This is a genomic window from Pseudomonas sp. LS_2, assembly GCF_042709235.1.
In the GTDB taxonomy this organism is placed as follows: domain Bacteria; phylum Pseudomonadota; class Gammaproteobacteria; order Pseudomonadales; family Pseudomonadaceae; genus Aquipseudomonas.
In genome coordinates, this window is the sequence record NZ_JAVAYC010000007.1 from 186,207 (window position 1) to 204,721 (window position 18,515).

The 18,515-nt window shown below is 65.1% G+C and carries 14 protein-coding genes; 11 read left to right on the forward strand and 3 right to left on the reverse strand.

Going from position 1 to position 18,515, the window contains the following annotated elements; translation table 11 throughout:
• Positions 1–25 precede the first annotated feature (25 nt).
• Complete coding sequence (gene gloB / locus RAC97_RS09140) at positions 26–805, reverse strand: hydroxyacylglutathione hydrolase (protein WP_375100628.1); 780 nt, start codon at positions 803–805, stop codon at positions 26–28.
• 87 nt (positions 806–892) lie between these two features.
• Here gloB and RAC97_RS09145 point away from each other — a divergent pair, with 87 nt between their 5' ends.
• Genes RAC97_RS09145 through dnaQ form a run of 3 tightly spaced genes read left to right on the forward strand, consistent with a single transcriptional unit; the run spans position 893 to position 2,946 of the window.
• Positions 893–1,651, forward strand: a complete 759-nt coding sequence (locus RAC97_RS09145; RefSeq protein WP_375100629.1) for a class I SAM-dependent methyltransferase — start codon at positions 893–895, stop codon at positions 1,649–1,651.
• Between the two features lie 47 nt (positions 1,652–1,698).
• Positions 1,699–2,145, forward strand: a complete 447-nt coding sequence (rnhA, locus tag RAC97_RS09150; RefSeq protein WP_375100630.1) for a ribonuclease HI — start codon at positions 1,699–1,701, stop codon at positions 2,143–2,145.
• Between the two features lie 45 nt (positions 2,146–2,190).
• Positions 2,191–2,946, forward strand: coding sequence for a DNA polymerase III subunit epsilon (gene dnaQ / locus RAC97_RS09155; RefSeq protein ID WP_375100664.1), 756 nt, complete (start codon positions 2,191–2,193; stop codon positions 2,944–2,946).
• Between the two features lie 6 nt (positions 2,947–2,952).
• Here the strand turns inward: dnaQ and RAC97_RS09160 are convergent, their stop codons facing one another.
• Entirely contained in the window at positions 2,953–3,171 is a 219-nt protein-coding gene (locus RAC97_RS09160; RefSeq protein WP_375100631.1) for a hypothetical protein, read from the reverse strand.
• A gap of 158 nt (positions 3,172–3,329) precedes the next feature.
• Here RAC97_RS09160 and RAC97_RS09165 point away from each other — a divergent pair, with 158 nt between their 5' ends.
• The 8 genes from RAC97_RS09165 to RAC97_RS09200 all read left to right on the forward strand — a co-directional run bounded on the left by RAC97_RS09165 (position 3,330) and on the right by RAC97_RS09200 (position 13,771).
• Positions 3,330–3,890: an NADPH-dependent FMN reductase gene (locus RAC97_RS09165; protein ID WP_375100632.1), complete on the forward strand. Its 561-nt coding sequence runs from the start codon at positions 3,330–3,332 to the stop codon at positions 3,888–3,890.
• 117 nt (positions 3,891–4,007) lie between these two features.
• Positions 4,008–5,069 carry an AraC family transcriptional regulator gene (locus tag RAC97_RS09170; protein ID WP_375100633.1) on the forward strand — a complete coding sequence of 354 codons (1,062 nt, stop codon included), beginning with the start codon at positions 4,008–4,010 and terminating at the stop codon, positions 5,067–5,069.
• A gap of 40 nt (positions 5,070–5,109) precedes the next feature.
• Positions 5,110–9,636 (forward strand): NEL-type E3 ubiquitin ligase domain-containing protein, encoded by a 4,527-nt coding sequence (locus tag RAC97_RS09175; RefSeq protein WP_375100634.1) that lies wholly within the window; start codon positions 5,110–5,112, stop codon positions 9,634–9,636.
• 87 nt (positions 9,637–9,723) lie between these two features.
• Positions 9,724–9,861 carry a hypothetical protein gene (locus RAC97_RS09180; RefSeq protein WP_375100635.1) on the forward strand — a complete coding sequence of 46 codons (138 nt, stop codon included), beginning with the start codon at positions 9,724–9,726 and terminating at the stop codon, positions 9,859–9,861.
• A gap of 13 nt (positions 9,862–9,874) precedes the next feature.
• Positions 9,875–10,642, forward strand: a complete 768-nt coding sequence (locus RAC97_RS09185; protein WP_375100636.1) for an SDR family NAD(P)-dependent oxidoreductase — start codon at positions 9,875–9,877, stop codon at positions 10,640–10,642.
• 12 nt (positions 10,643–10,654) lie between these two features.
• Positions 10,655–11,848, forward strand: a complete 1,194-nt coding sequence (locus RAC97_RS09190; protein WP_375100637.1) for an acetyl-CoA C-acyltransferase — start codon at positions 10,655–10,657, stop codon at positions 11,846–11,848.
• Between the two features lie 8 nt (positions 11,849–11,856).
• A complete protein-coding gene (locus RAC97_RS09195; RefSeq protein ID WP_375100638.1) occupies positions 11,857–12,984 on the forward strand; it encodes an acyl-CoA dehydrogenase in 1,128 nt (375 codons plus the stop codon).
• Between the two features lie 13 nt (positions 12,985–12,997).
• Positions 12,998–13,771: an enoyl-CoA hydratase gene (locus RAC97_RS09200; RefSeq protein ID WP_375100639.1), complete on the forward strand. Its 774-nt coding sequence runs from the start codon at positions 12,998–13,000 to the stop codon at positions 13,769–13,771.
• Positions 13,772–13,822: 51 nt separating this feature from the next.
• Here the strand turns inward: RAC97_RS09200 and RAC97_RS09205 are convergent, their stop codons facing one another.
• On the reverse strand, positions 13,823–18,409 hold the full coding sequence (locus tag RAC97_RS09205) for a hypothetical protein (RefSeq protein WP_375100640.1): 4,587 nt from the start codon (positions 18,407–18,409) through the stop codon (positions 13,823–13,825).
• Between the last annotated feature and the right edge of the window lie 106 nt (positions 18,410–18,515).

The window sequence follows — 18,515 nt, forward strand, 5'->3', positions numbered from 1 at the left end:
AGGCGTGCGATATATCTTGGGGTTATCAGAAGCGGTCCTTCCAAGACCTCAAGGCAGCAAAAACAGCGGCTTGGGTGTCGTTGGAATGTCCCTTCCATTCGTCTGCTTTTTGTTTAACGGATATTTCAGCGGTGCGTAAAAAGGGGTTGGTGAGACGCTCGAGGCCGATGCTCGACGGCAAGGTGATGCGATCTTCGCGCCTGGCCTGGGTAACGTCGTCGAAGCGCTGGAGAACATGCGGGTTTTCAGGGTCTGCTGCCTTGGCGAAGCGCAGGTTGCTCAAGGTGTATTCATGGGCGCAGTACACCTGGGTTTGCTCGGGCAGGGCTGCCAGGCGTTGCAAGGAGGCGTGCATCTGCTCGGGCGTGCCTTCGAACAGGCGGCCGCAGCCGGCGGCAAACAGCGTATCGCCACTAAACAGTAGCGGCGTGGCTGATTGCGCAGTGTAATAGGCGATGTGGCCCAAGGTATGACCGGGCACCGCGAACACCTGGTACTCCAGGCCCAGCACCGTGATCGCGTCGCCGTCATCCAGCGCCACGTCGCGGCAGGGGATGCTTTCTCCGGCCGGACCGCAGACCCGCGCGCCTGTCGCTTGCTTGAGGGCCAGCACGCCGCCGACATGGTCGTTGTGGTGGTGGGTGATCAGGATGTCCTCCAATACCCAGCCGCGGTGTTGGTCGAGCCACTTCAGCGCCGGCCCTGCGTCCCCGGGGTCGACCACCGCGCAGCGGTGCTTGGCAGTATCCTGTAACAACCAGATGTAATTGTCGGAAAAAGCGGGAAGGGCAACGATCTGTATCATGATGCGGATCCGAGTCGCCAAGCGTGGCACATGAATGCATCTTAGCCGTGATGGCGCGACCGGATAAACCTTCACACGGAGAGCGCAATGACTGACCAAGCTTTCGCCCAGGCCGACCCGGAGTGGATCGAGCTGACAAGCCTGGCCCGTGACTGGTTCAACGGGCCGATCGGGCAACTCATGCTCAAGGAAGAGGAACGGCTGCTGGACGAGGAGCTGGCGCGTTTCTTCGGCGGCTTTCTGGTGCACTATGGCCCCTGCGCCGAGCCACCGCCCAACGCGCCGCAAGTGCAGCGCAACGTGCGCCTCGGCGCGCCGTTGCCGGGCGTGGAGATCGTCTGCGAGGAGCAGGCCTGGCCGCTGTCGGAGCACGCCGCCGACGTGGTGGTACTGCAACATGGCCTGGATTTCAGCCTGTCGCCCCATGGCCTGCTGCGCGAAGCGGCCAGTGCCGTGCGCCCTGGTGGGCATTTGCTGATCGTCGGCATCAACCCCTGGAGCAGCTGGGGCATGCGCCACTTCTTCGGCCGCGGCGTGTTGCGCAAGGCGCGTTGCATCTCGCCGTCGCGGGTGGGCGACTGGCTCAACCTGCTGGGCTTCGCGCTGGAGAAACGCCGCTTCGGGTGCTATCGTCCGCCGCTTGCCTCGCCGGTCTGGCAACAGCGCCTGGCTGGCTGGGAGCGGATGGCCGGGGGCTGGCAGACCTCCGGTGGCGGTGTCTACCTGCTGGTGGCGCGCAAGATGGTGGTCGGTCTGCGGCCCCTGCGCCAGGAGCGGCGCGAGCCGATGGGCAAGCTGCTGCCGCTGCCGCTGGCCAAGGTCAATCGTCGGCGCAGTGAGCTCTGACCCCCGCCATACACCTCGAACAACCTGCAAGCGAACGAAGGCGGTACATGAGCGAAAGCGTCGAGATCTACACCGATGGTGCCTGCAAGGGCAACCCTGGCCTGGGCGGCTGGGGTGCGTTGATCGTTTACAAAGGTGTCGAGAAGGAGTTGTGGGGTGGCGAGCGCGAAACCACCAACAACCGCATGGAACTGATGGCCGCGATCCAGGGCCTGATGGCGCTCAAGCGTGAATGCGAGGTGGTGTTGACCACCGACTCGCAGTACGTGATGAAAGGCATCACCGAGTGGATGGCCAACTGGAAGAAGCGCGGCTGGAAGACCGCCGCCAAGGAGCCGGTGAAGAACGCCGACCTGTGGCAGCAGCTCGACGAGCAGGTCAACCGCCACAAGGTCACCTGGAAGTGGGTGCGCGGGCATATCGGCCACGCGGGCAACGAACGTGCCGACCAGTTGGCCAACCGTGGTGTCGATGAGCAGCGTGGCAAGCGCTGAGGTATACTGCGGACCTTTTCACAGATGCCAGTTGGAGCCGCCCGCGTGGAGCAGCAGCAAGATAAACGCCTGATCGTCCTCGATACCGAAACCACAGGTATGCCGGTCAGCGAAGGCCACCGGATCATCGAAATCGGTTGCGTCGAGGTCATTGGCCGGCGCCTGACCGGGCGCAATTTCCACGTCTACCTGCAACCTGACCGCGAAAGCGACGAAGGGGCGATCGGCGTGCACGGCATCACCGATGCGTTCCTGGTCGGCAAGCCGCGTTTCGCCGATGTAGCCGAGGAATTCTTCGAATACATCCGGGGCGCGCAGCTGGTCATCCACAACGCGGCGTTCGACGTTGGCTTCATCAACAACGAGTTCGCCCTGCTGGGCCAGCACGACCGCGCCGACATCTCGCAGCACTGCACCATTCTCGACACCCTGATGATGGCCAGGGCCCGCCACCCGGGCCAGCGCAACAGCCTCGATGCCTTGTGCAAACGCTATGGCATCGACAACTCCGGCCGTGACCTGCACGGCGCTTTGCTCGACTCCGAACTGCTGGCCGACGTTTACCTGGCGATGACCGGCGGTCAGACCAGCCTGTCGCTGGCTGGGCATGGGGGCGAGGATGACGCGGGGCAGGGCAGTGGCGGCAGCGAGATCCGGCGTATCGTCGGACGCCAACCTGGGCCGGTGCTGCTGGCTTCGGCCGAGGAACTGGAGGCCCATGCCGAACGCCTGGCGGCGATTGCCAAGTCGGCGGGGGCTCCGGCGATGTGGCAGACGCTCACCGAGCCATCGGCAGGCTGAGCTGCTTCAGGGGATGCGGATGATCTCCACGCCACTCTGGACCAGCTCGAAGCGGTCCTCGCCCAGGTGGTTGACGCGGTCGCCAATGGCCAGGCGATAGGTGGTGACAGGCGAACCCTTGATGCTGCCATCGGCCTGCAAGGTGGATTCCTGGAACTCATGCACCGGGTAGACACGGCCTTCGGCGTCGCGGGCGTGGAATTGGCCGACCATTACTGCTGCCATCTTGGGTTGAAACCTCTGAAATATTTGGGAACTGTTCTGAGGTCATAGACCAGCGAAGCCCGAAGTAAGTTTTCCTACCGGTGGAAAAAAACCTCGGCATCGCGGATCGGTCATCTATAACTACAACTCTCCCTTTTCCCTTAGAGGTTGCACACGCCATGAGCCAGGTCTATTCCGTAGCCGTCGTCGTCGGCAGCTTGCGCAAGGATTCCTACAACCGCAAAGTCGCCCGCGCCCTGAGCGAGCTGGCGCCGTCCAGCCTCGCCTTGAAGATCGTCGAGATCGGCGACCTGCCGTTGTACAACGAGGATGTCGAGGCCGAGGCGGTTCCCGAGGCGTGGAGGCGCTTTCGCGACGAGATCCGCCGTAGCGATGCGGTGTTGTTCGTGACCCCGGAATACAACCGCTCGGTACCGGGGTGCCTGAAGAACGCCATCGATGTCGGCTCGCGGCCCTACGGGCAGAGCGCCTGGGGGGGCAAGCCGACCGCGGTGGCGAGCGTTTCGCAGGGGGCTGTCGGTGGTTTCGGCGCCAACCATGCCCTGCGCCAGTCGCTGGTGTTCCTCGACATGCCATGCATGCAGATGCCCGAAGCCTATATTGGCGGGGTAGCAGCACTGTTCGACGACAGTGGCAAGCTCAGCGACAAGACCCGCCCGTTCCTGCAAGGCTTCATCGATCGCTTCGCAAGTTGGGTGAAGCTCAACCGGGCTGTCTGACGGCGCTGTCTTGCCTGCGCGGGTGTGGGCGCGGTCCGGCCGATGATCACGCCTGCAAGGCTGGCATTTTTTCCCCGCCTCCCTAAGATGGCCGCCACAACGCAATTTGAGTGGCCAATGAGCGAAAAAGACACCATCTCCATGCAACTGGTGCGCGAAGCCTTGTTGCAAACCTGCCCGGGCGGTGAGGTCGATACCGACCTGCTGGCGAGTGCCGGTATCGACAGCGCCGAGGTCGACCTGCCCGAGGCCCGTGTAAGCGCCGAGGCCTATGCACGTCTCTGGCGTTTGCTGGCGCGTCGTTGCAACGATGAGTTCTTCGCCATGGACCCGCGCGGCCTGCGTAACGGTAGCCTGGCGTTCATGTGCCGGGCGAGCATGGCGCAACCCACCTTGGGCCAGGGCCTGGAAACCGCGCTCGGCTTCCTGGCGCTGATGCTCGAAGACCTGCAACCGAGCCTGGTGCGTCAGCAGAGCTTGGCCGAGATCGTCATCGGCGAGCCTCGGGAACAACCGCGCCGCGCATTCACCTATTTCACCTTCTGGATGCTGGTGCACGGCCTGGCCTGCTGGCTGGCCGGGCGACGCATTCCCATCCTGGCCATCGAGCTGCGCTGCACCGAGCCACCGTTCTGCGACGACTACCGGGTGATGTTTTCCGAGAACCTGCAGTTCGACCGCCCACGTACCCGCATGATCTTTGCCGCCGATTGCCTCGATGTACCGCTGCGCCGCACCCCTGAGGAGTTGCAGCGTTTTCTGGCCGGTGCGCCAGCCAATATCCTGGTGAAATACCGCGACCCCGCAAGCCTTGCCCGGCGCATTCGTCGCCAGCTTGGCGCCATCGACCCCGCTCGTTGGCCGGATGCCGAAGGCCTGGCGCGCGGCCTGCATATGTCCGCCTCGACCCTGCGCCGGCGCCTGGCCGAAGAAGCCCAGAGCTACCAAGGGTTGAAGGACAGCGTACGCCGGGAGCTGGCGATTGCCTGGCTGGCCCAGGCGGACGCCAGCCTCGCGCAGATCGCCGAGCGCCTTGGGTTCGCCGATGGCAGCTCGTTCTACAAGGCCTTCAGGAAGTGGTTCGGTTGCAACCCTGGGCATTACCGCAGCCTGATCCTGCAAGAGGCGGTCTTGGCGCAGGCAGTGTCACTTCCCTCTGAAAGTCGGCCGGACGACTGACTAGTGTCGAGCGCCCTTCCCAGCGCAGGACGCCCGTACCATGACCGAGAAAGCCACAATCAAGCCGCCTGTGGCGGTGCCTGATGCCAAATCCGTCACCGACGCCTTCATCGCTGCCCAATTGCCAGGCTGGCTCAGGCATGCCAGCGTGCCGCAGATCGACACCTTCAGCGCTTGCCTGAAGGCCCATCAGGTCAGTGGCAAGCGCGTGGCCGAAGCCACCCGCGGGCTACTGTCGCCGCAGCAGTTCGCCAGCCAGGTTTTCCAGCCGATACTGGACACGCTGGACCTCGGCGCACATGCCCCCGACACCTTGCAATGGCTGGAAATTCGCTACGGCGCACCGCCCAGCGTGTCCATTCCCGAGCCGGTCCGCCATGAACTGCGCTTTCCTGCGGTATTGCGCTTGATGCAGGGCTTCGCTGCGAGCAGTTCGTTCTTCGAAGGCACCGGCGTGGTGCTGCCTGGTAGCACCCGGGTGTTGTCCGGCGCCCCAGGCGCATTCGCCGAGCGCTGTCGGGCGCTGGATGCGGGCCAGCAGTACCAGGAGCTGCTTGATCGCCAGTTCCCGGACGCCACGCTGGCGCTGCTGGCCGACCACCATCGCACAGGCTTCGCGGTGGCCTGCCAGCGGGCCTTGATGCAGGCGCATCTGGGGGCGGACGAACATGCCGCGCTGATGGCCTTGAGTGGCCGTCGGGCTGATGACTCGCCCCCAACCCTGCGTGCCGAGGCCGGGCAGTTGACCTTGCTGGGGTGCACCATCGCCAATGCGCTGTTGATCCGCTTGCGCAACGCCAGCGGGGATGACGCCGGTGTGGTGCTGTACCTGCCTCTGGACCATGGGCAACCGATACGCTGTTTCGAAACCCTTGGCCGGATGACCAGCCACCTGTCGGTGGCATTGCTCGACCGACCCTTCCTGCAAAGCTGGTACGACGCCGTTCGCCTGCATGACCGGCCAACGTTCCGCACTACCCTGAGCAAGCGCCTGCTCGACGACCACCCTGACCTGAAGCCTGACAGCACGTCGGTCGGCGCGAACGTGTTCGATGCCCTGGCGCGAGCCCAGGTGGCGCGGTTCAAGGAAGACGGTCGCGCGTTGTTGGTGCCTTCGGCCGATGCCGACCGCCAGGCCGCCGAGGAGCGCCTGAGGCTCTGGGAGGGTGTGGGCCTGACGGTGCTAGGCCTGGCGGGCCTGGCCGTGCCGACGATCGGCGTAGTGCTGTTCGCCGAGATGCTGGTCGACACCCTGGGTGAGGTCTATGCGGGGGTGGTGGACTGGCACGAAGGCCATCAGCACGAAGCGCTGGGGCACATGCTCGAGGTGGCCAGGACTGTAGCCGCCGCTGCCGGTACGGTGGCCGTGGGCACGTTGGTCGCACGTGCCTTCACCGGGAGCACGTTCGTCGATGCGCTTGAACCGGTCACGCTGGAGGACGACAAGCAGCGCCTGTGGAGCGCCGACCTGCAAGCCTACGAGGTAATGCCCGAGCAGCCGCTGCGCCAGGACAATGGTTTGTTCAAGGCCGGCGGGCGCTACTACCTGCGTATCGACAGGCGTTACTACGAGGCCGCCCAAGAGGCACCGGGCAAGGCGTGGCGACTGCGTCACCCGGGCGATGAACAGGCGTTCGGCCCGCGTCTCGAGCACAATGGCGAGCGCTTCTGGCGCGTGTGCCTGGAGCGCCCGGTGGAGTGGGACGATACGTGTGCCATGCTCGATCGGTTGTGGCCCCACCAGCCCGCCCTGGATGCCGAGCGTGCCGAACAGATACTGACGGTGGCGGGGCTCGACCAGGATGAACTGCGCGGCATCCTCGTGGAGAACCGCCCGGCGCCGGTGAACCTGCGCGATACCCTGCGCCGCTTCGAAGCCGACGCACGAATCGCCACGCTGTTCGAGCAACTCCAGGCAGCGGATGCGACCTTGACCGATACCGAAGTGCTGCGGTGGTGCCAGACGCGCTCTGGCGTACCGAACCAGGATGCCCGCGCCGCCGCGCTCTGGTTGCAGGAGCGTCGAGGCCAGTTGCAAGGCGAGCTGCTGGAGCACCTGGCGCGCATCACGCCGCCTGACAACCCCTTGTTCGTGCTGGTCAAGCGCGACTTCCCCGGCTTGCCGGACGCCTATGTCGAAGAAGTGGTGCGCGGTGCCGAGCCAGAACTGCTGGCAATGGCCAGGCTCGAGTCTCGGGTGCCTTACTCGATCGCTACCCGTGCCCGTTCGTTGCTGGAGTTGGCACGGCTCAACCGTGGCCTGGAGGGGCTGTACCTGCAAAGCGCCTATTCCGACACCACGGGCGAGTTGGTGCTTGCGCAGCTCGGACGGCTGCAGCACTGGCCGAGCCGCCTCAACCTCGAATTGCGCCAAGGCAGCGAGTTTGGTCGACGCCTGGCGATCATCGACCCGCAGGGCGCACCCGATGCGCAGGTGGTGCTGGTACGGCGTGATGGGCAGTTCCGGCTGTACGACACGCAAGGGCATGAGCGCGAGGAGGAGGTGCTGACGCCACAGGGGATATTCGAGGCCGTGGTTGCGTTGCTCGACGATGCCAGCCGGGCCGCCATGGCCCTGGACCCGGGCGATTCGGCGCGGTCATTGCGCCAGGCCCTGGTGGCGCGACTGCCGGGTCAGCGCAGCGAGCTGTTGAAGCGCTTGGGCTGGCGATCGTCACGCACGCCCTGGTTCAACCCAGGCCAGCGCCTGCCAGACGGTCGCGTCGGCTACCGGCTGGGCGGTGGCGCCTCCCGCGGCAGAGCAAGCGACGCCACCGGGGTGCTCAGGCAGCGGGTACGTGCGCTGTACCCGACGTTGACCGATACACAGATCGAAGCCAAGGTGCAGGAGCTGCAGCATGATCCGGACGGTCGATCGCCGTTCCAGGCGCTACTGCACGAGGAAAACGAGCTGGTACGGCTCGAGCGTACGGTCATGTCCTGGGTGGAGGCAACGGCTGCAGGGCCGTTGCGCATGGCGCGACGCGAGTTCGCCCATCGCCTGTGCAATGCCTGGCGTTATCACTGCGAGGAGTTTTTCGATGTCCACGGCCAGACCTCGGGCCGCGGCCTGGATGTCAGCAATTGTGCTGTCGAGGTGCTGCCGGTGTTGCCCGGCGGGGTCGACTTCGGGCACATCACCCGCTTGGTGATGTGCCGCATGGGCCTGCGCAACCTACCTGCGAGTTTCCTGGCGAGCTTCGACAACGTGCGGGTCTTGAACCTCAATGGCAACCAACTGGTCGAGATACCGCCGGGCCTGGTCGAGCTCGAACACCTGGACGAACTGCGCCTGGCGGGAAACCGCATCGAGATGGACGATACGGATGAAGGGCGCTTGGCGAGATTGTGGCAAGTGACGACGTTGGACCTGAGCCGCAACCCAATTCGCACGATGCGCCTGCGGTTCGACCAGATACCGCAATTGCAACGTCTGTACATGAGCCGCTGTCGGTTGCAGAGCACCCCTGTCGGGCTGCATCACTGCGGCTTGTTGTCCCTCGCCGATTTCAGCAGCAACCAGATCTCGAGCGTACCGGAGGAGGTGCTGGCGATGCCGGTGGAGTTTCGCTACCGCTTGCGCCTGGAGCACAACGCGCTGCCGGCCCAGTTACGCCGTGACCTCTACCGGCTCGGCCCGCACCGTCACCCGGCAGTGGCGAGCAGCGAGGTACAAGGCGTCCAGGCGCGCTGGGTCGCACTCACTCCCGAGGCCGAGCACGAGAGCAACCGCGCCCTGTGGACACGCCTGGCGGCCAAGCAGGGGGGAGGCGAGTTGTTCAAGCTGTTGGCGGAGTTGACCAAGACCAGCGATTTCACTGCGGCCAGCGACTACCTGGCTGGGCAGTTGTGGGAGCTGCTGCGCGCGCTCGATGAAGACGCTGCCTTGCGCGAGCTGGTCTTCGCCGACTCGAGCGAGGCTGACGACTGTGTCGACCGCGTCGCCGACCGTTTCAGCCGCTTGCTGGTGCAGCGGCTAGTACACCAGGCCAACCTGCACGCTGCCAAAGGCCAGCAAGGCGATGCGCTGTTGCAGTTGGCACGCCAGCTGTTTCGCCTGGAGCAGTTGGAACAGCTGGCCTTGGCGGATGCGGTGGGCAGGCGCGAGGCAGCGCCTGTCGACGTGCTGGAGGTGGTGATTGGCTACCGCATTGCCTTGGCCCCGGCGCTGGATCTTCCCTGCCAGCCGAAGACCATGCGCTTCACCAGTCTTGCAGGCATCACCGACGCACGCCGGGATGCGGCGCTGCTGGCGGTCACGGCAAGTGAGGCCAGCGATGCGTTGGCCGATAGCATCGCGGGGCGTGATTTCTGGCGCACCTACCTGGAGAAGCGCCACGCGGGCCTTTTCGCAGCCGTGCTCACGGACCTGGAGCCTGAGCAGGACGCGCTCGAGGCAAGCCAGGCGACCCTCACCAGTGACGCGTACCTGCGCCAGTGGGATCTCCTGAAAAGTCGACGCGAGCAGCGCGAGCACGACCTGTTCCTGCAACTGACCCGCCAGGCACTGGGCAGGACCAAGGCTGGAGAGACGCTGGTGAGCGGCGAATCCGCTCAGACCGATTGACAGCTTTGGCCATTGCCGGATGAGCCGTCCGGCGCGAACATCGTCAGACCCATGGAACTCCAACAACAAGAAGCCAGGAGTCTGACGATGCGCGCCGATATCGAGGCTGCCCATTTCTTCATCCCTGCAAGCAGCGATCCTGTGCGCCCGCGCCGCACGACCCCGGTCTATTCCCACCCAGCCGAACGTGTCAGCCAACTGGCCGACCCGGCTGCCTGTGCCTGAAGGAAAACCACCCATGCACATCCATGACAAACACTTCATCGTCAGCGGCGCCGCCTCCGGGCTTGGCGCCGCCACCGCACAGATGCTCATCGAGGCCGGCGCCTGCGTGATGCTGGTCGATCTCAATGCCCAGGCCGTCGAGGCCAAGGCCCGCGAGCTGGGCGCCAAGGCCCGTTTCGCAGTCGCCGACATCAGTGACGAAAGCGCCGCGCAGGCCGCCGTCGACGCGGCCATGGCGGCGTTCGGCAGCCTGCACGGGCTGGTCAACTGCGCAGGCATCGTCGGTGCCGAGAAGGTGCTGGGCAAGCAGGGTCCGCACGCCCTGGGCAGCTTTGCCAAGGTCATCAACGTCAACCTGATCGGTAGCTTCAACCTGCTGCGCCTGGCCGCTGCGGCCATGGCCGAGGGCTCCGCCGATGAGGGCGGCGAGCGCGGGATCATCATCAATACCGCGTCCATCGCCGCCTACGACGGGCAGATCGGCCAGGCCGCCTACGCCGCTTCCAAGGGCGCGATCGCCAGCCTGACCCTGCCGGCGGCCCGTGAGCTGGCGCGCTTCGGCATTCGTGTGATGACCATCGCCCCCGGCATTTTCGAAACACCGATGATGGCCGGCCTGCCCCAGGAAGTGCGCGACTCGCTGGGCGCCGGGGTGCCGTTTCCGCCCCGTCTGGGGCGCCCGCAGGAGTATGCCGCGCTTGCCCGCCATATCATCGAGAACAGCATGCTCAACGGCGAGGTGATCCGCCTCGACGGTGCGCTGCGCATGGCTGCCAAGTAAGGAGAAGCGAACATGACCCTTGCCAACGATCCAATCGTTATCGTCAGTGCCGTACGCACGCCCATGGGCGGGTTGCAGGGCGACCTCAAAAGCCTCACCGCGCCGCAGTTGGGCGCAGCGGCCATTCGCGCCGCGGTCGAGCGTGCCGGCATCGAGGCCGCTAGCGTCGAACAGGTGCTGTTCGGTTGCGTACTGCCCGCCGGCCTCGGCCAGGCCCCGGCGCGGCAGGCTGCCCTGGGCGCCGGGCTGGACAAGACGACCACCTGCACCACCCTCAACAAGATGTGCGGCTCGGGCATGCAGGCGGCGATCATGGCCCATGACCAACTGCTGGCCGGCAGTGCCGAGGTCATTGTCGCCGGTGGCATGGAAAGCATGACCAACGCCCCGTACCTGCTGGACAAGGCCCGTGGCGGCTACCGCATGGGCCACGGCAAGCTCGTCGACCACATGTTCATGGATGGCCTGGAAGACGCCTACGACAAGGGCCGCCTGATGGGCACCTTCGCCGAAGACTGCGCCCAGGCCGGCGCCTTCAGCCGCGAGGCGCAGGACGCCTTCGCCATCGCCTCGTTGACCCGTGCGCAGGAGGCGATCGTCAACGGCCGCTTCGCCGCGGAGATCGTCCCCGTGGAAGTCACCGAGGGCAAGCAGACGCGCATCGTCAAGGATGACGAGCAGCCGCCCAAGGCGCGCCTGGACAAGATTGCGCAGCTCAAGCCGGCCTTCCGCGAAGGCGGTAGCGTCACTGCGGCCAACTCCAGCTCCATCTCCGACGGCGCCGCCGCGCTGGTATTGATGCGCCGTTCCGAAGCCCGCAAGCGTGGCCTCAAACCCCTGGCGCTGATCCACGGCCACGCGGCCTTCGCCGACGCCCCGGCACTGTTCCCCACAGCGCCCATCGGCGCCATCGACAAGTTGATGCAGCGTACCGGCTGGAGCCTGGCCGAGGTCGACCTGTTCGAGATCAACGAAGCCTTTGCCGTGGTCACCCTGGCGGCCATGAAGCAACTGGATCTGCCCCACGACAAAGTCAATATCCACGGCGGTGCCTGCGCCCTGGGCCATCCGATCGGCGCTTCCGGCGCGCGCATCCTGGTGACCCTGCTATCGGCCCTGCGCCAGAACAACCTGCGCCGCGGCGTGGCGGCCATCTGCATCGGCGGTGGCGAGGCCACGGCGATGGCGGTCGAGTGCCTGTACTGAGGTGAACCATGCTGGTATCTGACGAGCAACAACAGATCGCCGATGCGGTGCGCGACTTCGCCCAGGAGCGCCTGAAGCCTTTCGCCGAGCAATGGGACCAGGAGCACCGCTTCCCCCGCGAGGCCATCGAGGAAATGGCCGGGCTTGGTCTGTTTGGCATGCTGGTGCCGGAGCAGTACGGCGGCAGCGACACCGGCTATGTGGCCTACGCCATGGCCCTGGAGGAGATTGCGGCCGGTGACGGCGCCTGTTCGACCATCATGAGCGTGCACAACTCGGTGGGCTGCGTGCCGATCCTGAAGTTCGGCAGCGAGCAGCAGAAGGCGCAGTTCCTCGCGCCGCTGGCCAGTGGTGCGATGCTGGGTGCCTTTGCCCTCACCGAGCCCCAGGCCGGCTCCGATGCCAGCAGCCTGAAGACCCGCGCGCGGCTGGAGGGCGACCACTACGTGCTCAATGGCAGCAAGCAGTTCATTACCTCCGGGCAGAACGCCGGGGTGGTGATCGTCTTCGCCGTCACCGACCCGGACGCCGGCAAGCGTGGCATCAGTGCTTTCATCGTGCCCACCGATTCGCCCGGCTACCAAGTGGCACGGGTCGAGGACAAGCTCGGCCAGCACGCCTCCGACACCTGCCAGATCGTTTTCGAAAATGTGCGCGTGCCGCTGGCCAACCGCCTGGGCGAGGAGGGGCAGGGCTACAAGATCGCCCTGGCCAACCTTGAGGGCGGGCGCATCGGCATCGCCTCGCAGGCGGTGGGCATGGCCCGCGCAGCCTTCGAAGTCGCCCGCGACTATGCCAACGAACGCCAGAGCTTCGGCAAGCCCCTGATCGAACACCAGGCCGTGGCGTTTCGCCTGGCCGACATGGCCACGCGCATCGCCGTGGCCCGGCAGATGGTGTTGCACGCCGCTGCCTTGCGCGATGCCGGGCGCCCGGCACTGACGGAGGCCTCGATGGCCAAGCTGTTCGCCTCGGAAATGGCCGAAAAGGTCTGTTCGGACGCCTTGCAGACGCTTGGCGGTTATGGCTATCTGAAGGACTTCCCGCTGGAGCGGATCTACCGCGACGTCAGGGTCTGCCAGATCTACGAAGGCACCAGCGACATTCAGCGCATGGTCATTGCGCGCAACCTTTGAAGGAGCAGCTTGCATGGCATTCGAAACAATCCTGCTGGATATCCACGGCAAGGTCGGCCTGATCACCCTCAATCGTCCGCAGGCGCTCAATGCGCTGAACGCGCAGATCGTCGGCGAGATCAACCAGGCGCTGGACCAGCTCGAGCGCGATCCGAACATCGGCTGCGTAGTGCTCACCGGTTCGGCCAAGGCCTTCGCCGCCGGCGCCGACATTAAGGAAATGGCCGAGCTGCAATACCCGCAGATCTATGTAGAAGATCTGTTCAGCGATGCCGACCGTATCGCCACTCGGCGCAAGCCGATCATCGCGGCGGTGTCTGGTTTCGCCCTGGGCGGAGGCTGCGAGCTGGCGATGATGTGTGATTTCATCCTCGCTGCCGACAATGCCAAGTTCGGCCAGCCGGAAATCAACCTGGGCGTGCTGCCGGGCATGGGCGGCACCCAGCGCCTGACCCGGGCGGTGGGTAAGGCCAAGGCCATGGAGCTGTGCCTGACCGGCCGCCTGATGGGCGCCGAGGAAGCCGAGCGCGCAGGCCTGGTGGCGCGCGTGGTGCCGCAGGCCGAACTGGTGGACGAAGCGCTGAAGGTGGCCGCGACCATTGCCGCCAAGTCGATTCCGGTAAGCATGATGGTCAAGGAGAGCGTCAACCGCGCCTTCGAGGTCACCTTGAGCGAAGGGGTGCGCTTCGAGCGCCGGGTGTTCCACGCTGCCTTCGCCACCGAGGACCAGAAGGAAGGCATGGCGGCGTTCGTCGCCAAGCGCGAGGCGCAGTTCAAGGACCGTTGACGGTAGTCGTGGACGACGACGAGGGGCGCCATATCGGCGCCCCTCGTTCGTTCAGGCGGTGAAAAAATAGCGTACGGCCGAAGCCACGGTGATGGGGGCTCGGTAGACCTCCACCTCCTTGCCCGTGGCGAGGTCGAACAGGGTTCTTCCTGCGGCATGACGCTGGGCGCGGGTCTTCAGGTGGCCCGCGCTGAACTGGTCCTTGGGCGTCTCGGGACCGGGGTAGTGGAAGTGCGCGTACCACAGGTCCTGGCCTTGATGGCGGATGACGTACTCGTCCAGGTAGTCGTCGGCGCGGCCCTTGATCTTCGCCAGCTTGGTGCGAGGCGGGCGGGCATGCACCGTGACCCGTTGGTTGTCCAGCAGGTACTGCACTTCGCCCATTCGGGGGGGCTGGCGCAGTGCAGCCTCCATGCGCAGGTCGATGCCGGCTCTCCCGAGCTGTTCGGCCAGCTCGACCAGCCTGTGGTTGGTCAGCACTGCATCACGACTGCCAGCGTTTTCGTCGACTTCATTGTCGGCAATCAGGTGGCGCTCTATGGCTTGTGAGCGTTCGAGCAAGTCGCGTTGCTGGAACGCCAGTAGCTCCTGGATCTCCACCGGCAGGTAGCTGTCGTTGGGCTGACGTGCCAGGCGTTCGAGTGCCTGTCGCGCCCGGGCCATGAGCTGCTCGCTGTCCTTGAGCAAGTGCTTGAGCTTGGTCTTGGCGTGCCGCGGGGCGGTGTGGGGTATTGGCAGCTCAACCCAGGCGGCGTCTTGCTGACGAAAGGTCCTCGGTGGCCGGTTCGGGTCGTGGTCGGGGATCACCACCAGGGTCGCGTCGTCGGCGCTGGGTACGCCCAGCAGCAGGCCTTCGTTCTCCACCTCGATCAGCCCAGGGGCCTCCTGGCGCAGTTGCTTGAAGGAGGCTGTTGGTGCAATGTCCGGGTATTGCGCCAACTCGCTGCGCACGCTGGTCTGGATGAAGCCCAGGTCTTCGTTGAGCGTGGCGAGTATTTCTTGCGCCGGCGCTTCGTCGAGCAGCGCGGCGAAATTCTGCAGTTGGCGGTTCGCCTCGCGCAGCCAGTCATCGATACCCCTGAGCAGGCGTACGCTTATCTCTTGGCTGGGGTTGGCCAGCTCGGCCAGTTGTTTGCGCTGGCTGTAGACGCGGTAGTAGGTCTTGTTCGCCAGGTTGAGCCAGAAGAAGTGCGAGCCGGGCTCGTCGTCGGTGCTGTACAGGGCGAACAAGCGGTTGAAGCTTACGTCCAGGCGTCGGTAGTGCAGTTGCTCCTGGGCATTTGCCTCGGGCAAGACGCCGAGGAGTTTCTCGATCGAATGCTTGAGACTGGCCGGTTCGCGGATGGACAGCATCGCCAGTTCCTGACGGATCTGGAGCATGGCCTTGGTGTTGAGCAGTTGGTCGTCCAGCAGCGAGGCCAGCGCGGCCAGGCGCGTCTTGTACACGTTCAGGTCCTCTGGCGAGATCTGGCCTTCATATTGGCTCACGTCCCCCTTGAGGCGTCCGCTCTCGCCTTTGAATTGCGCCAGGAACTGCTCGAGTTGTGCACGTCGGGGTTCATAGCGACGTTGTGTCACCAGATGGACCAGTTGTTCGCTGTAGGCATGCTGGCAAAGGGCGCTGGCCCGCCTGAGCTTGAACTTTTCCAGCGGTTCCAGGGCATTGCGTTCCTTGAGGCGCTGCAAGTGGTTTTTCCAGTGGGCAGCGGCAGCCTGGGCGCTTTCACGCTGAGTGCTCAGTTCTCGGTCTGACACGTTGGCATCGAACTGTTCGACTTGCACCTTGATGCGCTCCAGTGCCGCCAAGCCTTGGGCATAATCCTGGCGGATCTGCTCATCGAGCGCTTGTATGCGCTGACGTCTCTCCTCGCGCAGCTTGGCGATGCGTGAACCGCTCGGCATGCCACCACGCAAGCGCAGGTGCAGGTCGAGTTGCCAACGGCCGGCCTCGTCACGTACCAGCCAGGGGCCAGGCGTCCCTTGCGGGGTGTCGGCGATGATGCGTGGCTGGTCGTTCAGCCCATCCAGCAGCACTTTGTAGACCCTCCCTCGCAGGTAGATCCAGCATTGATCCTCGGCCATGTACAAGCCCGCCAGCGGGCCGTGGGGAATCGGTGGACCCAACTCACCCGGCAGTCGATCGACGCTCAGCGCCTCCAGTGCAGCCTGCTGGGCGGCGGACAAGGTATGGGTGGGGGTGGCCCAGTCGAGTGCCAACCGGCTTGTCAATGGCAGGGCCGTCACCGGGAGGGGGGGAGACTCGAGTGGCTTGGGTCCTATCACGACCTGCTGCGCCAAGGCAGGCTCGGCACCTTCCTCCAGCGGCTTTTCCAAGGTGAAGTTGGACAGCAGCAACAGGGCGATGTCCACCAGCAGGTTGACCAGCGCGGTGCGATGGTCGTCGGGGTCACGGATGCTGTCGGTCTCGACGAATTCGGCCAGGGCGACTTCCATCTGCACCAACCAGGCCACCTTGCCCAGCGTACTGCCACCCAGTGGCAGCAGCGTGTTGAACAACAGCCAACCCAGTTCCTTCCAGCTTTCCCAGCGCGCTTGCGCGGTGGTGTGGGCATGCGCCTGGAAGCGCTGGATGGACTCCTGGATGCTGGCCAGGTAGATCGCCTCTTCGATGTCATCTTCGGCCGGCTCGACGCTCAAGGTCACCGGGCGCGGAATGCCGAACGGTACGGCGAACGGGTCGTCCAGGGGATGGAACACGTGGGGCTCGAGAAAGCCGCCGTGGGCATAGACCTTGCGATCCGCCTCGGGCAAGCGTTGCAGGATATCGTCCTGCAGCTCGCCTGGGGTAGCGAGGGCGGTGAGCAACGCGACACGGTCGTCGAACTGCAACAGCGACTGGGCATGCAGTGGGCGGTACAGCAGGCAGGCGCCGGCGCCGGGCCGGAGCGCCTCGAACAACCAAGTGTTGAGTGGCCGGTCGGGGCTTGCGTCGGGCCGCCGCAGCAGGCCGAGAGGACGCATAACCCAGCGGCTTTCATCGCGTGGCTGAGGCCAGGTCAGTATTTGCTGGAGGTGCTTCACACTCTGCTCGTCCAGGCCTTCGCCCCGCAGATGCAGCTCCATGGCCAGGGCCGGTAGCTGGTAACGCAGCTGTGTGCCGAGCAGTTCCTGTCGCCGCTGTTTCTGGTCGGGATCGTTCAACAGTTTATCCTCCAGCATCCGTGGGTAGGCGCTGGCGACGTCCAGCTCGCTGGCCAGGGTGCGAAGGTAGGTTTCGCTCATCCATGACGGCAGGGGCGCGTCTGTGCGCGAGCGCAGCTCGACCCTGCCTGGCCTGAGCAGGCCGATATTGCCGATGGCAATGTCGGCCAGGCTGTACTCGACCAGATGCTCCTCCCCGCTGATCACCAGAGAGTCCTGTCCCGAGGCGGCGCCGGTGACCTGGAAGTTAAGTACCCGCACATCTTCGGGCAGCAGCACGGTGCCGGGATGGTCGGCGCTCATGCGTTGCGTCAGCAGGCGGTTGGCGAAGCCCTGCGCCGTCTCGACACCGTCCAGCCAGGCGCTGCCCGACGACGACTGGTAGCCCTGGGCGGTGTCGATCAGCATCCCTGCGTACAGCTGCTGGTCGCTGGCCGCGGCGTTGCGCAACCAGTCGGGAAGGTGCTCGCTCAAGCGTTGGCGCTGGGTACGCTCTTCACGGTCGCACAGTTCGACCATCGACGTCAGGCGGTCCAGGTCCTGGCTAAGCAGTGCTGCCTGGTCCTGTTGCTGGTAGCCATCGGCGATGACCCGGGCGACCTGTATTTGCTGGTGCAGCATTTGCAGCGCCTGCGCCTGGAACCACCCGTCGTTGAGCGGGACCAGGTGCACCTCGCGGTCGACGGGAACCTGTGTCCGAGGCCAAAGCCGTCCCAATATGCCGAGCAGGGTCAGGCGCGACGGGAAGGCCAGAAGCTTGCCCTGCAGGGTGTATAGCAATGTCACGGAAGGCCCATCGGAGTGGGCTGCCCGCTCGATCAACAGCGCGCTGGCCAGGTCGATGTCGATATTGGCACTGGCCGACAAATCGGTGCTGAGCAGGGCGATCGAGGGCATCTGCGTGCCTGGCGGGGCTGCGGTGGCGCTGTTTCTCAGGTGGCCTGCCGTTTCCATCTGCAGGGGCGTGAGCCCGTGGTCCTTGCTACGGATGTCGAGCGCCGTGGCGAATTGGCGCTGCAGGAACTGGGCATACCATTGCCAGGGCGTTTGGCCACTGAGGTCGGAACTGCTCCAGTAGGCCGCCAGGTCTTGCAGGTAGCGTTCCAGCAATAGGGGCCCGCATTCGTTTATCAGCAATTCGATCGCCTGCAAGTCGATGACCACTGCGCCGGCCGGGTCGCCGTCGTCGCGCTGGCTGATGAAGTCTTCCCCAGGCGTGAGGTTGAGCGTTGCGCGCAGGCAGTAGCGCTCGATCAGCGCGGCGGGCAACCTTCGCAGCCAGGCCGGGGCGCCCTGAGGGCCTTGGCTGACCAGCCAGAGGGTGGTTGGGTCAAGCGCGTTGTCGAAGTGGCGCGCGTGCCATTGCTCGATGAGCAGGTCGCTGGCGCTTTGGGACAGTAGGGGGCGGCCCTTGAAACGCCGGGCGACTACGCAGTCCAGACGGGTGAATGCGGCGATGTTCTGATGCAGGTCCATGTCCTGGCCTCCGATGTGCAAAAACGCATCAGGCACCTCGGCGCGTGGGCATGGGTGGTAGCGGCCTGCCACCTTCTGGCAACCGGCACATCCGTGCAGACTGGCG

Bases quoted from the DNA above. Each gene is read 5' to 3' on its own strand.
- RAC97_RS09145 (WP_375100629.1), top strand. From the start codon at position 893: ATGACTGACCAAGCTTTCGCCCAGGCCGACCCGGAGTGGATCGAGCTG.
- RAC97_RS09180 (WP_375100635.1), top strand. From the start codon at position 9,724: ATGCGCGCCGATATCGAGGCTGCCCATTTCTTCATCCCTGCAAGCAGC.
- RAC97_RS09170 (WP_375100633.1), top strand. From the start codon at position 4,008: ATGAGCGAAAAAGACACCATCTCCATGCAACTGGTGCGCGAAGCCTTG.
- RAC97_RS09205 (WP_375100640.1), bottom strand. From the start codon at position 18,409: ATGGACCTGCATCAGAACATCGCCGCATTCACCCGTCTGGACTGCGTA.
- RAC97_RS09160 (WP_375100631.1), bottom strand. From the start codon at position 3,171: ATGGCAGCAGTAATGGTCGGCCAATTCCACGCCCGCGACGCCGAAGGC.
- rnhA (WP_375100630.1), top strand. From the start codon at position 1,699: ATGAGCGAAAGCGTCGAGATCTACACCGATGGTGCCTGCAAGGGCAAC.
- gloB (WP_375100628.1), bottom strand. From the start codon at position 805: ATGATACAGATCGTTGCCCTTCCCGCTTTTTCCGACAATTACATCTGG.
- RAC97_RS09175 (WP_375100634.1), top strand. From the start codon at position 5,110: ATGACCGAGAAAGCCACAATCAAGCCGCCTGTGGCGGTGCCTGATGCC.
- RAC97_RS09190 (WP_375100637.1), top strand. From the start codon at position 10,655: ATGACCCTTGCCAACGATCCAATCGTTATCGTCAGTGCCGTACGCACG.
- RAC97_RS09195 (WP_375100638.1), top strand. From the start codon at position 11,857: ATGCTGGTATCTGACGAGCAACAACAGATCGCCGATGCGGTGCGCGAC.
- RAC97_RS09185 (WP_375100636.1), top strand. From the start codon at position 9,875: ATGCACATCCATGACAAACACTTCATCGTCAGCGGCGCCGCCTCCGGG.
- RAC97_RS09200 (WP_375100639.1), top strand. From the start codon at position 12,998: ATGGCATTCGAAACAATCCTGCTGGATATCCACGGCAAGGTCGGCCTG.
- RAC97_RS09165 (WP_375100632.1), top strand. From the start codon at position 3,330: ATGAGCCAGGTCTATTCCGTAGCCGTCGTCGTCGGCAGCTTGCGCAAG.